Origin of the sequence: Arthrobacter sp. FW306-05-C (assembly GCF_021801725.1) — a bacterium.
GTDB lineage: Bacteria > Actinomycetota > Actinomycetes > Actinomycetales > Micrococcaceae > Arthrobacter.
Window position 1 is genome coordinate 4285441 of the sequence record NZ_CP084556.1, and the last position, 14237, is coordinate 4299677.

A 14237-nucleotide genomic window follows, 5' to 3' on the forward strand; every position below is an offset into this window, starting at 1 on the left:
GCCACCAGCCTACGGGGCAGAGCGGCCGCCCGGGGCGGACCAAACCCACGCTTCCCTGGGTAGCAGTTCGGGATTGAACTCTGCCAAGGCACGTTCGAGCGGACCCGGCGGGAGCCCCAATGAGCCGAGCAGATGGTCCCGCACCGCGTCGGCAGTAGTGCCCCGGGCTGCCAGGTCCGCCAGCGTTACGGCTCCGTCACGCTTGGCCAGCCTGGCGCCGTCGTGGTTGACCACCAATGGAACATGGGCATATTCCGGAACGGGAATATTCAGGAGGGACGCCACATATGCCTGCCGCGGGGTGGACGGGAGCAGGTCATCGCCGCGGACCACCTGGTCTATGCCTTGTTCGGCATCGTCTACCACGACGGCGAGGTTGTACGCCACCACGCCGTCGTTGCGGCGCAGCACAAGGTCGTCAACCACTCCCGTGTAGTCGCCGCGGAGGACGTCCCGCACCGTGTATTCCGCCACATCCGCCCGCAACCGGATGGCGGCAGGACGCAGGGACCGCTTGAACTCCAGTTCTGCCGGGTCCAGGTTGCGGCAAGTCCCCGGGTAGGCACCTTGGGGCGCATGCGGGGCCGAGGGCGCCTCTTGGATTTCGCGTCGGGTGCAGAAGCACTCGTAGGTCAGGCCCGCTTCCTGCAACCGGGTAATCGCTTTGGCGTACAGGCTTTGCCGATCCGTCTGTCGAACGACGTCCCCATCCCAAGTCACGCCAATGGCGGCCAAGTCGCGCAACTGCACGGCTTCCGCTCCAGCACGGGCGCGGTCGAGGTCCTCCACCCGCAGCAGGAACCTGCGCCCGGTGGAGCGGGCAAAGAGCCAGGCAAGGATGGCGGTCCGCAGGTTTCCCACGTGCAGTTCACCGGAGGGACTGGGGGCAAAGCGGCCGGCGGAGGTCATGGACCCAGCCTATGCGGGAGACCGGAATGCCAGGACAACACAAGAGCCCCTCAGCTACCGATGACTGCGGAATTCCGACGTCGGTAGCTCAGGGGCTCTTGCCGTGTTTGCAGAGTGAGCGTGGTGTGAACAAGACTCATCCAGCGGCGGCCTCCTTGCGGGAAGCGGTGTCCAGCGTGCCGGGTGGTGTGCCGGGAAACTGTAGCCTGAGGGGACCAGCGGTAGCTTTTGCCCTTGTTGCCACAATTTCAGCAGACACCATACAGTTGGGACAACCGGCAGGAGTTGGATTGGTCACTCTGACTAATTCCTGACGCTAGAACAAGCAGGGAGTGGTCAGATTGCAGGAACTGGACGCCACGGACAAGCGCATCCTGAATGCCCTGGACGAGGACCCGCGAGTCCCGATCATGGTGCTGGCGCAGCGGCTTGGCCTTGCCCGCGGAACCGTGCAAAGCCGGCTGGAGCGGATGACGGCGTCGGGGGCGCTGCGGCCCAACAGCAGCCGGGTGCTGCCGGCCGCCCTTGGAAGGGGCGTGGCCGCAGCCGTCAGCGCCGAACTGGACCAGAGCCACCTCAACGAGGCCATTGCCGCCCTCCGCAAAATTCCCGAAGTCCTGGAATGCCATGCACCGGCCGGGGACACCGACCTGCTGATCCGGGTGGTGGCCAAAAGCCCGGACGACCTCTACCGGGTCTCCGAAGAAATCCGTCTCTGCCCAGGCATCGTCCGCACCTCCACCAGCATGTTCCTGCGTGAGGTCATCCCGTACCGCACCACCGGCCTCCTTCAGGGTGAGCCGGAGCGCTGAGGCTAAACCGGCGGACCCGCGTTTGATTTCAGGTTCTTCATCACCAGTGTTGAGGTCAGCCGCTCCACCCCGGGCAGGGACGTGAGCTCGGTATCGTAAAAGCGCTGGTAGGCCGGCAGGTCCTCGGCGATGACCTTCAACAGGTAGTCCGGGGAACCGAAGAGCCGCTGCGCCTCGATGATGTTGGGATTCTCCGCCACCCGGTTCTCGAAGATTTCCATGGTGGGCCGGTCCACTTGCCGCAGCGTGACGAAGACGATTGCCTCGAAGCCCAGGCCCACGGCTGCCGGATCGACGTCCGCCTTATACCCGCGGATCACCCCGGACTGTTCCAGGTCCCGTAGCCGCCGGTGGCATGGCGCCACCGTTAGGCCCACCTTCGAAGCGAGGGCGGTGGCAGTCATCCGCCCATCCTCTTGGAGGTGGCGCAAAATACTTCTGTCGATGTTGTCCAGCACGCAATAAACATACTGCTTGGGCCGTGAGTCGGGCGAAAACAGGAGAGCACTTTTGGCCGGATTCTCCCTATGGTTGCTCCTGAGAGCCCTTCGACAGGAGAAACCCATGAATCCGCAGCTGTTCCTGGCCTTTCTGGTGGTGGCCGCAGCACTGGCCTGCACTCCGGGAGTGGACTGGGCGTACACCATTGCCGCAGGGCTCCGGCAGCGCAGCTTCGTCCCCGCGGTGGCCGGGCTCTGCGGTGGTTACGTCCTCCACACGGTCCTGCTGGTGGCAGGGCTCGCCGCAGTGCTGGCCGGGATGCCCGGCGTCCTGGGCTGGATCACGCTGGCGGGTGCCGGTTACCTGCTGTGGCTAGGGGTGGGAACCCTTCGGTCCTGGCGCGGTGCCAGCTTCAGCGCCTCTGCCGACGGCGGTACCGGCACCCAACTGCGTACCTTCCTGCAGGGGATGGGCACCAGCGGGATCAACCCCAAGGGCCTGCTCTTCTACGTGGCGCTCATCCCGCAGTTCGTCAGCGCCGACGCTTCACTGCCGGTGCCGGTGCAATCCGGGCTCCTCGGCATGACGTTCGTGGCGCTGGTGGGCGTGGTCTACACCGTTGTGGCCCTGCTCTCGCGCAAACTGCTGCAGAGTAGGCCCGGCGCCGCCCGGTCAGTGACCCTGGCCAGCGGCATCATCATGGTGGCGCTGGGGGCAGTGCTGCTGGGTGAGCAGCTGGTGCCGTTCCTGGCCGGGCGGGCCTAGATCCCGGCCATGCCTGGTTCACAGCGGAATTCCTAGTCCCCGCTGAGTTCCTTCCAGTCCTGCTCCCAGATCCGGCGCATTTCCTCGTCCTTGCGGATGGGTACCGGCGCCGCAAGCTCACGCTGCGGTTCCGGGTCTTCCCGCCGACGTCCCCAATCACGCGGATTCAGGGACCGGCGGCTTGATTCCAGCACCAGCAATGCACGGTCCGTGAGCGCATCGTTGCGGAGCGCCAGGTGAGTCTTGCGGCGGCGAAGGACTTCGGCGATCGCCTGGTGTGCAGCATCCAGCCGGCCCTCCCGGCGCAGGGCACGGGCGCGGACCAGCAGCAGGGCGGCAGAGAGGTCGTCCGCGTTCAGCAGGCCCTCGGTCCAGTCGATGACGGTTCGGCTCCGGCCCAGCGCGAGGGCCAGCGAACAGCGCGCCAGGGCCATGGGGAGCGACGGCGGCAGGCCGGCGAGTGCATCAAGCGCAGCTTCCGTGCGGCCCGTCTCGCGCAGCGAATGGGCCAGCGCCAGGAACACCGATTCCTCGCTGAACAGGACAGGGATCTCCACCCGCTCGGCGAGTTCGATCCTGGTGACGATGCGGGTGAGGTAAGTGGAGGAGTAGCGGTTCGCTTCGTCGTCGTTCCTGGTGGTGAGCCCGCGCTGGAGGAGCTCGGAGGCCCGCAGGTAGCCTCCGTGCTTGTACACCAGCAGTCCGGCCATCAGGTAGCAGAGCCCGGCCCAACCAGGGTAGGCGCGGGCCAAGGTGATCAGGCGCTCCGGTTCACGGCTGGTGAAGACGGCCTCGTGGACCGCCTTGGCCGGCTTGGGCATCAGCCGCTTAAGCCGCGGCACCTCGCCGTCGATGGACAGCAGGGCCGGATTGCGTCCGCCCAAAACCCCTGTGAGCAAGCCACCTACTCCCCCAGCAAGGTCATGGACCGGGGTGCGCAGTTGGGCCTGCCCGAAAGGAGTGAGGTCGCGGCTGTCCCAGTAGATCGGTGCAGTATCCCCGGAGCTCATCCTTCCATGCTAGCTGTGGAGAGCTCCCGCCGGACGCGGTCTCCAAGGCGCGGACCCCGAGCCCGGCCCTTGTCCCCGGCGCCGTTTTCAGGAAGGGTGGTAAGCACCCTTAGCAACTATCCTCAGTAGGAGAAATGCCATGCAGATCGACAAGAACCAGATCCTCGAACTCCTGCGGTCCCAGGGAGACCAGGACAAGGCGTCGCAGGCGGAGTCCGAGCTGCCGGACCAGGTGGACACCGAACAGCATGCCGGCCTGCTTTCCAGGCTCGGCATCAATCCCGCGGACCTGCTGTCGAAGCTTCCCGGCGGCCTGGGCGACAAACTTCCCGGCGGCTTGGGCGACAAGCTCGGCGGACTGGGCCTGTAGGACTACCGGGCCGGGAAAGGTCAGCTCCTGGCCATGAACCATTCGGTGAAGGAGGCGGCGCGGCCTGACTCGCCAAACCTGATGACCCACAGGTTGTCGTAAGTCGGCCCGCCGCCCGAATAGACGGTGACGCCCTGGACAAAGGCGGTGGCGCCGTCGCACCCGATCAGTTCCCAGCTGAACGTCCAGCCTCCCGGTTCGTCCCTGGCCGCCAGCCAGCCGTCGACGATCCCGTCCCTACCCCGCCATGGTTCGGGATCATGGGGACGGGTTTCATAGACGGCGTCAGGGGTGAAGAGGGCACCGATATCGTCGGCCGCGTTGCTGGTCCAGGCGGCCTGGTATCTCTCCATCCAGTCGTGGACGTGCTCGGAGGCTGAAGCTGGCTGGGTCATATCTTGGTTTTACCCGCGCCGCACTTAGCAAGCAACGGCTTAGCCATTGGCAGCGGCTATCCACACGCCGATGATCCAGGTGCTGGCGGCGAGGCAGGCGAGTCCGAATTCGGCGAGCATGCCCAGGCCGGTGGCCTTCAGCGCCGCCCAACTGGATCTCGCCGCCGTCGACATGTCCCGCGTCCGCAGGAACTCGCTGACCAGCAGGCCGGCGGCAAAGCCCACGAAGAGCCCCACGACCGGGATGATGAACATCCCCACCACGCCCGCCACCAGTGCCACCACGATGCTGCGGCTGGGAATGGCATGCTGCTTCAGCTTCCTCCCCGTGAGGACCGCCCCGGCAGTCATCCCCGCGGCGACAAAGATCATGGCCACCGCGAAGACCACCCATCCGGCAGTCCCGGCGCCGCCCCAGATAGCCCAAGCCAACAGGCTGACGCCGATCAGGACACTTCCGGGCAGGACGGGGATGATGGTGCCCGCCACCCCCACCAGGATCGCCAGGCCGCACAGGATGGTCACTACGGTCTCGGAGCTCATGGTCCCCAGTCTAGGGGCCGCTTTACGCGCGGCTTCTTAACCACGACGGCGGTGCCTCCTTCACAAAGGGGGCGCCGCCGTCGTGGTTTCCTGCAGGAAAAAGCCTTACTCCGCTTCCACCGCCGCGGCCACTGCCGCGGTGACGGCCGGGGCAACACGGGGGTCCAGCGGGCTGGGCACGATGTACTCTGCCGAAAGGTCCTCTGCGGCGAGGTCCGCGATGGCGCGGGCCGCCGCCAGCTTCATGGCCGGCGTGATGCGGCGGGCACCGGCATCAAGGGCGCCGCGGAAGATGCCCGGAAACGCCAGGACGTTGTTGATCTGGTTGGGGAAGTCGCTGCGGCCGGTGGCCACTACTGCGGCGTACTTCACAGCCACCTCGGGCAGGACCTCGGGGTCCGGGTTGGACAGCGCGAACACGATGGCGTCCTGGTTCATGGTGGCAAGGTGTGCCTCGTCCAGCTTGGAGGAGGAGACGCCGATGAAGACGTCGGCTGCGGCCAGTGCCTCGGCGGGGCCGCCGGCAACGCCACGGGGGTTGCTGCGGCCGGCGATGTCGGCCTTCTTGCTCGTGGAGTCTGCTGCCAGGTCCGGGCGGCTGCTGTTGATGACGCCGCGGGAGTCCAGGAGGACGACGTCGCTGATGCCGGCGGCCAGCAGGATTTCGGCGACCGCGATGCCCGCAGCCCCTGCACCGGACACCACCACCTTGAGCCCTTCCAGGCCGCGGCCGGTCACCTTGGCGGCGTTGGTCAGGGCGGCGAGGGCCACGACGGCGGTTCCGTGCTGGTCGTCGTGCATGACCGGGCAGTCCAGGGCCTCGATGAGCTTCTCCTCGAGCTCGAAGCAGCGCGGAGCGGAGATGTCTTCAAGGTTGACGGCACCGAAGCTGGGGCGCAGGCGGACCAGGGTTTCCACGATCTCGTCCACGTCGGTGGTGTTGAGGACCAGCGGGATGGAATCGAGGTCACCAAAGGTCTTGAACAGGGCGGACTTGCCTTCCATGACGGGCAGCGAGGCGCTGGGGCCGATGTTGCCCAGGCCCAGGACGGCGGTGCCGTCGCTGACCACGGCCACCAGGCGCTCGGCCCAGGTGAGGGTTCGGGCCAGCTCAGGCTTCGCGTGGATGGCGCGGCTGACTTCGGCGACACCCGGCGTGTAAGCGATGGACAGGTCACGCTTGTTCGACAGCGGGGCTGTGGTGCTGATGGACAGCTTTCCGCCCTGGTGGGCTCCGAAGATCTCGTCCTCGGTCAGCGGGGCGGTAGCGGAATCGTCAATGGCAGTGATTGCGTCAATGGACACGTCGTTGTCTCCTGGTGCTCGCCGTGGGCGCACGGCACATGGGGCTGGAGCCCGGCCGGGCCCAAGCAGGGAAAGTAGTGCGACAGGAAACCCAGGGGTGGCGGGTCCGCGGGAACGCCGGGGATGTTTCCGCCCTGCCGCTCCTGTGCCCCCATCGTAGGCAGGCCGGGAACCGACTTCTGGCGCCTCTTGACAGGAATGGACGGTGAAAAAACGTTTAGGCACGCTTTTTTATGGTCCAGATCACGGCATTATGGCGGATTTAATCCGCGTTTGGTCTAGACCAGTTACGCAGATTTGGTAACTGTGAACCCGGAGTCGGCCGCGGGAGACAGCCTGCCGCACGCCTTTTTGAGGTCTTCCTCGGCTTCGAAGAGGGAAAGCCGGCGGTTCCGTACGGACTGGACCAGACCAGTGACGGTCAGCAGGAGGACCCGCGCCCCTACGGCATCGCCGCAGGCGGTGGTGACGAGCTTCTCACTGAGCACGTCGATCTCGCGCAGGAGGTTGGTGGTGTCCTTCTCCGGGAGGTACACGCCCCGGCTAAGGCACTGCTCCACGGCGGGCTGCATGACGCGCATGTGGAAGATCTCCATCAGCAGGCCCGAAAGTGCTCGGCCACGGAAGCGGGGTGAGGAATTGCGGGTTCCGGCCTGCAGCTCATCAAGCTGCTGCCGGTACAGCGCCAGCATCAGGTGCGTGGGCGACGGAAAGTAGCGGTAAAGGGTGCCCAGCGGTACGTCTGCTTTTTCTGCGACCTGGGAGAGTTCCACACCGTCGAGTCCCGTGCGGGCGAACCCTGCAGCAGTATCGAGGATCCGCGTGTAGCGGAGGCGCTGGCGTGGAGCGGAAGGCCGGGCGGCCATGGGCGGATGGTCTGAAAAAGTCTCGGGCATCAGCATTCCGGGGTTGTGTTTTAGCGACTGCGGCCAGGAGCGCCCCCACTTCCGTACCGCCCTGCAGCCGGGTTCAACTATACGGCACAGAACCATGCCCTAATTTGTCAGCCAGCCTTACTATCGGTACCTCCAGGGTTAGCTGACGCCCTTGATTTTCACCACGAAGACGGCGCCCAGCAGCCCAATGACGGCTGCCGTCAGGAACAGTGTCCGGTAGCCGCCCCCGTAGGTCACGGCCAGCAGCGCCAGCGCCGGGGCGACCACCTGCGGCAGGGAGTTGGCCACGTTGATGACGCCCATGTCCCTGCCGCGGCTGACGGCGAAGGGCAGGACCTGGGTGAGCAGTGCGAAGTCCACGGCCAGGTACGCGCCGAAGCCGATGCCCAGCACGGCGGCGCCGGCAAGGGCGCCCGGCCACACAGGGAAGAACGCCATGATGGCGCCGGCCATGGCAATGGTGGCGGAGGAGCCGATGACGAAGGGCTTCCGTCTCCCCATCCGGTCGCTCCAGGGCCCCGCCAACACTGCGGTGATCATCACCATCACGGCATAAATCCCCGTCAGGACCAGCACGCCGGTGGCCGGATCCTGGTATTTGATGATGTCCCGCAGGAAGAAGAGCAGGTACACGATGGTCAGCTGGTTGCCAACGTTCACCAGGAACCGCGTCAGCCAGGCCCAGGCAAAGTCAGGGTAGCGCCGGGGGCTGATCCAGAATCCGCGCAGGAACCGGCCAAGCCCGAACCGTCCGGCAGCGTCCTTCGGCAGTGCGGGGTCGTTGCTATGGAACAGGTATGGCAGCACGGACACCAGCAGCGCCCCGGCGCACAGCCAGTAACCCACCATGAAGTTGCCTGACACCACGGCACCGAAGACGGCTCCGGTGAGGATTCCAAGTGTCTGGCCCATGGCGGCAAGCCCGCCCACTCCCCCGCGCTGGACCACCGGTACCCGGTTGGGGACGGCGGCGGTGATGGCAGCATAAGCGGCATTCGCGCCAAGCTGCACCAGACACCAGAACAGCACCATCAGCGCCACGGCACCGGAGAAGGACATGGCCAGCAGCGCCGCAGTGGCCAGCACCGCACCGGCCAGCACCCATGGCGCGCGCCGCCCGAAGCGGGAGGTGGTCCGGTCCGAGAGCGCACCGAAGAGCGGATTGGCCACCAGGGAGACCGCCGCGCCACAGGCCGTGACCAGCGAAAGGATAGCCTCCTTGCCGGGCGCGTCGATGCTGATCGCCTGCTGGCCGATAAACACGTTGATGGGGCCGAAGAACGCCGCGTTGATGCCCACGTCCACCAGCACCAGGCCGGTGACCCAGCGGGCGGTTACTTTGTGCACCGGTTCGGCGAGCGCCGCCGTCGTACTAACACCTTCGGAGGTGCCACCCGGCGGCACGGGCGTGTGGAACGGACTCATTCGCTTGGCTCCCCCTGCTGCGGCCGGTTGGCGGTGGGATCAGACTATCGTGGGCGGTAGCCGGCCGCCCGGGTAATTGGCGGCCTATCGCCCAAGGAACAACGTTGGCAAGGACAAAGGAGACCCAGATGAGCGCACCCACCCCGGCAGAAGGCACAGCGGTGAACACGGCAGACCTTTACGATGAGCGCGGGGACGAACTGGCGTCCGTCTCCCTGCAGTTCCAGTCCCTGGGCGGCCGCTCGCACTTCAGCGGTCCCGTGCGCACCATCCGCTGCTTCCAGGACAACGCCCTGGTGAAGTCGACGCTCAATTCCCCAGGCAACGGGGCCGTGCTGGTGGTGGACGGCGGCGGTTCGCTGGGCACCGCGCTGATGGGGGACATGATCGCCGAAAGCGCCGTGGCGAACGGGTGGGCCGGCGTCGTCATCAATGGGGCCATCCGCGACCGACTGGCCATCGCGCGGCTGGACCTGGGCGTCAAGGCCCTGGGCAGCAACCCAAGGAAGAGCCTGAAGGCCGGCGCAGGCGAGGTGGACGTGGATGTGGTGATTGACGGCGTGACCTTCCGCCCCGGAGCCACCGTCTGGTGCGACCCGGACGGAATCCTCGTGGAGCCGTAGCGGAAAGGTCCGCAGGGCGGGGAATAGAAAGAGCGGGTAAGATAGTTACTGAAAGCAACTATCGCTGCTTATATCCTTTTCTTTCCCTTGGAGCACCCATGTCCAAATCCACGGCCGCGCCCGGCGCGGGAGAAACCCTGACGCGACGCCAGATCGTCACCGTGATGGTGGGCCTGATGCTGGGCATGTTCCTGGCGTCCCTTGACCAGACCATCGTTTCCACGTCCATCTACACCATCGCCAATGACCTTGACGGGCTCTCGCTGCAGGCGTGGGCCACCACGGCGTACCTCATCACCTCCACTGTCAGCACCCCGCTGTACGGCAAGCTGAGCGACATCTTTGGCCGCCGTCCGCTGTACCTGACCGCGATCGCCGTCTTCCTGGTGGGCTCCATCTACGCCGGGTCCGTGCACTCGATGACCGAGCTTGCCATTGCCCGCGGCATCCAGGGCCTGGGCGCCGGCGGCCTGCTGGCCCTGGCGCTGACCATCATCGGGGACATCGTTTCCTTGAAGGACCGCGCCAAGTACCAGGGCTACTTCATGTCCGTGTTCGGCATCTCCTCGGTCCTGGGCCCGGTGGTGGGCGGCGCGTTCGCCGGCTCCGCCAACATCCTGGGCTTTGACGGCTGGCGCTGGGTCTTCTTCATCAACGTGCCCATCGGACTGGCCGCCCTGGTGGTGGTGTTCCTGTTCCTGCACCTGCCGGCGAAACACCTCAAGCAGAGGATCGACTACTGGGGCGCCGCCGCCATCACGGTGGCCATCGTTCCGCTGCTCCTGGTGGCCGAGCAGGGCCGCTCGTGGGGCTGGGCGTCCACCAACTCGTTCCTTTGCTACGGGGTGGGCATCCTGGGCATCGCGTGGTTCCTGCTCGCCGAGAAGCGCGCGGGCGACTATGCCCTGATTCCGCTGCGGCTCTTCAGCAACATCACGTTCGGGCTGTCCTCGCTGCTGAACTTCATCATCGGCATCGGCATGTTCGGTGCCATCGCGATGCTCCCCATGTACCTGCAGCTGGTCAAGGGCCTCACCCCCACGGAGGCCGGCCTGATGATGATCACCTTCACCGTCGGCATCCTCTTTGGCTCCATCACCGCCGGCCGCACCATTTCGGCCTCCGGCACATTCCGGATCTTCCCCATCATGGGCACCGGCATCCTCACCGCCGCCGCCCTGGTGATGGGCTCGGTCCTGAAAGTGGACACAGGGTTGTGGGTTCCCGGCCTGATCGCGGTGTTCTTCGGCGTCGGCCTGGGCTTCTGCATGCAGCCGCTCACCCTGGCCATGCAGACCTCGGTGCCGCCGCGCGACATGGGCGTGGGAACCTCCTCCGCCGCCTTCTTCCGCTCCATGGGCGGCGCCGTGGGCACCGCCGTCTTCATCTCCATGCTGTTCAGCCTGGCCGCTGACAGGATCGCCGAGGGCATGAAGTCCGCCGCCACGGATCCTGCCTATTTGGCCGTCCTCAAGGATCCCGCGGTGGCCTCGGACCCGGCCAACGCCAAGCTGTACGACTTCTTCAAGAACGGCGCCTCCAACGATTCGCTGAACGACACCAGCTGGCTGCACACGGCCAACAGCACGCTGACCCGCCCCATCACCGAAGGGTTTGCCACGTCCATCGACACGGTGATGCTGACGGCTGCGGCGCTCACCGGCCTGGCGTTCCTCATCAGCTTCGCCCTGCCGCGGAAGAAGCTGACAGACCAGAAGGCCTCCCCGCAGGACAAAGACGACATGCAGATCCCGGCACACTAGCCCGGGCACTAAGACCAGACGACGACGGCGGCACGGCCCGCCGTCGTCGTCTTCTTTTTGGCGCGCATCACCGCTTGGGCGGGCCCCTAAGTGGATCGGGGAGCCATGGCGTGGAACACTACCGTAAGTACACTGGCCATTCGGCCGGTTCTGCAGCCGACGACGTCCGCACCGCTTCCACCCATTCCAGAACCCAGGGAGAACCATGCCCACTGCACAGGAGCAGACCAACACCGGGATACCGCGGCGGGTGATCTGGCTGGCCCTCGCGGGGGCGGTGGGCGGATTCCTCTTCGGGTTCGACTCGTCCGTGGTCAACGGTGCCGTGGACGCCCTGAAGGGAGAATTCGCGCTGTCCGAGGCCGTGACCGGCTTCGCCGTGGCCGTCGCCCTCCTGGGCTGCGCGGCGGGCGCCTTCCTGGCGGGCAGGGTGGCGGACCGCCATGGCCGCATCCCCGCCATGAAGCTGGGCGCACTGCTCTTCCTGGTCAGCGCCCTGGGTACCGGCTTCGCCTTCGGCGTATGGGACCTGGTGTTCTGGCGCTTGGTGGGCGGGCTGGGCATCGGCCTGGCCTCCGTTATCGCCCCCGCCTACATCTCCGAGATTTCACCCCGGAAGGTCCGCGGCCGCCTGGCCTCGCTGCAGCAGCTGGCCATCACCACCGGCATCTTCGCGGCACTGTTGTCGGACGCGCTCCTGGCCACCAGCGCAGGCGGTGCGGACCAGCGCTTCTGGCTGGGCATTGAAGCGTGGCGCTGGATGTTCCTTGCCGCAGCAGTCCCCGCCGTCGTCTACGGCTGGATCGCCTTCACCCTGCCCGAATCCCCCCGGTTCCTGGTATTCAAGGGCAAGGAGGAGGAGGCCCGGAAGGTCTTCGCCTCCATCGCCCCCTCCGAGGACACCGACCGGCACATCCGCGACATCCAGGAAGCCATCGAGGAGGACAAGCTCGCCGGCCAGAAGGGCTCCCTGCGCGGCAAGACCCTGGGCCTGCAGGCCGTGGTCTGGGTGGGCATCACCCTCTCCGTGCTGCAGCAGTTCGTGGGCATCAACGTGATCTTCTACTACTCCACCACCCTGTGGAAGGCAGTGGGCTTCCAGGAGAAGGACTCCCTGGCCATCTCGGTGGCAACGTCCGTCACCAACATCCTGGTCACCCTGGTGGCCATCGCCCTGGTGGACCGGGTGGGCCGCCGCCCCATCCTCCTGACCGGATCCGTGGGCATGGCCGTGTCCCTGGGCGCCATGGCGCTGGCATTCTCGTCCGCAACCGGCAGCGGCGAGGACATCACCCTCCCCGGCGCCTGGGGTCCTGTTGCCCTGGTGGCCGCCAACGTCTTCGTCATCAGCTTCGGCGCCTCCTGGGGCCCGCTGGTGTGGGTCCTCCTGGGTGAGATCTTCCCGTCCAGGATCCGCGCCCGCGCCCTGGGCCTTGCCGCCGCGGCGCAGTGGGTGGCCAACTTCGTGATCACCCTCAGCTTCCCGGCGATGGCCGCCGCCTCGCTGCCGCTGACCTACGCCATGTACGCCCTGTTCGCGGCCGCGTCCTTCTTCTTTGTGATGTTCAAGGTGCCGGAGACCAACGGGATGTCCCTGGAGCAGGCGGAGACCCTGTTCGTGCCGAAGGGGTCGGCGAAGGTGAAGTAACGCCGCCTCCCCTTTCGCAGGAAAACAGCAGACCCTCCATCACGTGGCGTGATGGAGGGTCTGCTGTTTGAAGAGCAGTGGTTAGACGACGTGCGGTTCGTGCGAGGACAGGTACTTGCGTCCGCCGAAGGCGATGGCGATGGCGATCACCATCGCCAGAGCGCCGGCGAAGAACGGAACCTGCGGGCCAAAGTGTTCACCGAGCTGCGCCGCCAGGAACGGTGCCAGCGCGCCGCCCATCCAGCGGACAAAGTTGTAGCCGGAGGACGCCACGGGCCGCGGCGAATCGGACACACCCATGGCCAGTTCGGTGTAGATGGTGTTGTTGATGCCCAGGAGCGCACCGGCCGCGATGACCAGGACGACGACGGCGGGAACCGAGTGCCCGGCTGCCAGTCCCAGCCCGGCGAGGTCCAGCATGAGCAGGAACAGCGTTCCGGTCAGGACCTTGACGGCGCCGAAGCGGTTCTGCAGGGGCGGTGCTACGAAGACGGAGAACACGGCCACGGCAACGCCCCAGCCGAAGAAGACGCCGCCGATTCCATATGCATTCATGCCCAGGATGAACGGGGTGAAAGCCAGGATGGTGAAGAAGCCGTAGTTGTAGAACAGGCCGCTTGCCGCCGTCGTTCGCAGTCCCTTGTGGCCCAGCGCCAGCAGGGGATCGCGCAGGCGCACCTTGCGTTCGGGCAGCGGCGTGTTGGGCAGCAGGGCGATCAAGGCGATGAAGGCGGCGGCCATCAGGACGGCGGTGCCGAAGAAGGGTGCGCGCCACTGCCAACCGCCCAGGAGGGCGCCAAGGAGCGGGCCGAGGGAGATGCCAAGGCCCAGGGCGGCTTCGTAGAGGATGATGGCGGTGCCGGCGCCGCCGCTGGCCACGCCCACGATCACGGCGAGGGCGGTGGCCACGAAGAGGGCGTTGCCCAGCCCCCAGCCGGCGCGGAAGCCCACCAGTTCACCGACGCTTGCCGACAGGCCGGACAGCGAGGAGAAGACTACGATGACGGCCAGGCCGATCAGCAGCGTCTTTTTGCCGCCGATCCGGGAGGAGACGAAGCCGGTAATCAGCATGGCCAGCGCCGTGACCAGGAAGTAGCTGGTGAACAGCAGGGATACCTGGCTGGGGCTGGCGTCCAGGTTGGTGGCGATGGCCGGGAGGATGGGGTCCACCAGCCCGATGCCCATGAAGGCGAACACCGCGGCGAGGGCGGTTGCCCATACCGCCTTGGGCTGCTTCAGGAATGAGGCTTTTTCAGCCTGCAAAGTTGATTCTGGTGCTTGCAGGGATTCTGCGAGCTGGCCGTCCATGGAGGGTACTCCTAAGTTTCAGTA

General features: G+C 66.3%; 15 protein-coding genes. 6 read left to right on the plus strand and 9 right to left on the minus strand.

Annotated elements, in window-relative coordinates:
- Positions 1–9: 9 nt before the first annotated feature.
- Entirely contained in the window at positions 10–909 is a 900-nt protein-coding gene (gene gluQRS, locus LFT44_RS19855) for a tRNA glutamyl-Q(34) synthetase GluQRS (RefSeq protein WP_236800228.1), read from the minus strand.
- 341 nt (positions 910–1250) lie between these two features.
- Here gluQRS and LFT44_RS19860 point away from each other — a divergent pair, with 341 nt between their 5' ends.
- Positions 1251–1721, plus strand: coding sequence for an Lrp/AsnC family transcriptional regulator (locus LFT44_RS19860; RefSeq protein ID WP_236802963.1), 471 nt, complete (start codon positions 1251–1253; stop codon positions 1719–1721).
- A 2-nt stretch (positions 1722–1723) separates the two neighbouring features.
- Here the strand turns inward: LFT44_RS19860 and LFT44_RS19865 are convergent, their stop codons facing one another.
- Positions 1724–2179: an Lrp/AsnC family transcriptional regulator gene (locus LFT44_RS19865; RefSeq protein ID WP_236800229.1), complete on the minus strand. Its 456-nt coding sequence runs from the start codon at positions 2177–2179 to the stop codon at positions 1724–1726.
- 106 nt (positions 2180–2285) lie between these two features.
- Here LFT44_RS19865 and LFT44_RS19870 point away from each other — a divergent pair, with 106 nt between their 5' ends.
- A complete protein-coding gene (locus LFT44_RS19870; protein ID WP_236800230.1) occupies positions 2286–2927 on the plus strand; it encodes a LysE family translocator in 642 nt (213 codons plus the stop codon).
- 32 nt (positions 2928–2959) lie between these two features.
- On the opposite strand, the gene LFT44_RS19875 is transcribed toward LFT44_RS19870, so the two are convergent.
- The gene (locus tag LFT44_RS19875; protein ID WP_236800231.1) at positions 2960–3937 is read right to left on the minus strand and encodes a hypothetical protein; all 978 of its coding nucleotides are present in this window, start codon (positions 3935–3937) and stop codon (positions 2960–2962) included.
- A 139-nt stretch (positions 3938–4076) separates the two neighbouring features.
- Between LFT44_RS19875 and LFT44_RS19880 the strand changes: the two genes are divergently transcribed.
- Positions 4077–4307, plus strand: a complete 231-nt coding sequence (locus tag LFT44_RS19880; RefSeq protein ID WP_236800232.1) for a hypothetical protein — start codon at positions 4077–4079, stop codon at positions 4305–4307.
- A gap of 20 nt (positions 4308–4327) precedes the next feature.
- On the opposite strand, the gene LFT44_RS19885 is transcribed toward LFT44_RS19880, so the two are convergent.
- From LFT44_RS19885 to LFT44_RS19905, 5 genes are all read right to left on the minus strand, one after another.
- Positions 4328–4702 (minus strand): nuclear transport factor 2 family protein, encoded by a 375-nt coding sequence (locus tag LFT44_RS19885; RefSeq protein ID WP_236800233.1) that lies wholly within the window; start codon positions 4700–4702, stop codon positions 4328–4330.
- 39 nt (positions 4703–4741) lie between these two features.
- The gene (locus LFT44_RS19890; RefSeq protein WP_236800234.1) at positions 4742–5245 is read right to left on the minus strand and encodes a DUF456 domain-containing protein; all 504 of its coding nucleotides are present in this window, start codon (positions 5243–5245) and stop codon (positions 4742–4744) included.
- 105 nt (positions 5246–5350) lie between these two features.
- On the minus strand, positions 5351–6550 hold the full coding sequence (locus LFT44_RS19895) for an NAD(P)-dependent malic enzyme (RefSeq protein ID WP_236800235.1): 1200 nt from the start codon (positions 6548–6550) through the stop codon (positions 5351–5353).
- Positions 6551–6837: 287 nt separating this feature from the next.
- On the minus strand, positions 6838–7446 hold the full coding sequence (locus LFT44_RS19900; RefSeq protein WP_236800236.1) for a TetR/AcrR family transcriptional regulator: 609 nt from the start codon (positions 7444–7446) through the stop codon (positions 6838–6840).
- Positions 7447–7584: 138 nt separating this feature from the next.
- Positions 7585–8871 carry an MFS transporter gene (locus LFT44_RS19905; protein ID WP_236800237.1) on the minus strand — a complete coding sequence of 429 codons (1287 nt, stop codon included), beginning with the start codon at positions 8869–8871 and terminating at the stop codon, positions 7585–7587.
- A 128-nt stretch (positions 8872–8999) separates the two neighbouring features.
- Between LFT44_RS19905 and rraA the strand changes: the two genes are divergently transcribed.
- The 3 genes from rraA (at position 9000) to LFT44_RS19920 (ending at position 12905) form a co-directional block, all read left to right on the plus strand.
- Positions 9000–9494, plus strand: coding sequence for a ribonuclease E activity regulator RraA (rraA, locus tag LFT44_RS19910; protein ID WP_236800238.1), 495 nt, complete (start codon positions 9000–9002; stop codon positions 9492–9494).
- 98 nt (positions 9495–9592) lie between these two features.
- The gene (locus tag LFT44_RS19915) at positions 9593–11257 is read left to right on the plus strand and encodes an MDR family MFS transporter (protein WP_236800239.1); all 1665 of its coding nucleotides are present in this window, start codon (positions 9593–9595) and stop codon (positions 11255–11257) included.
- Between the two features lie 205 nt (positions 11258–11462).
- Positions 11463–12905, plus strand: a complete 1443-nt coding sequence (locus LFT44_RS19920) for a sugar porter family MFS transporter (protein WP_236800240.1) — start codon at positions 11463–11465, stop codon at positions 12903–12905.
- Positions 12906–12986: 81 nt separating this feature from the next.
- Here LFT44_RS19920 and LFT44_RS19925 read toward each other — a convergent pair whose 3' ends face one another.
- Positions 12987–14213 (minus strand): MFS transporter, encoded by a 1227-nt coding sequence (locus LFT44_RS19925; protein ID WP_236800241.1) that lies wholly within the window; start codon positions 14211–14213, stop codon positions 12987–12989.
- Between the last annotated feature and the right edge of the window lie 24 nt (positions 14214–14237).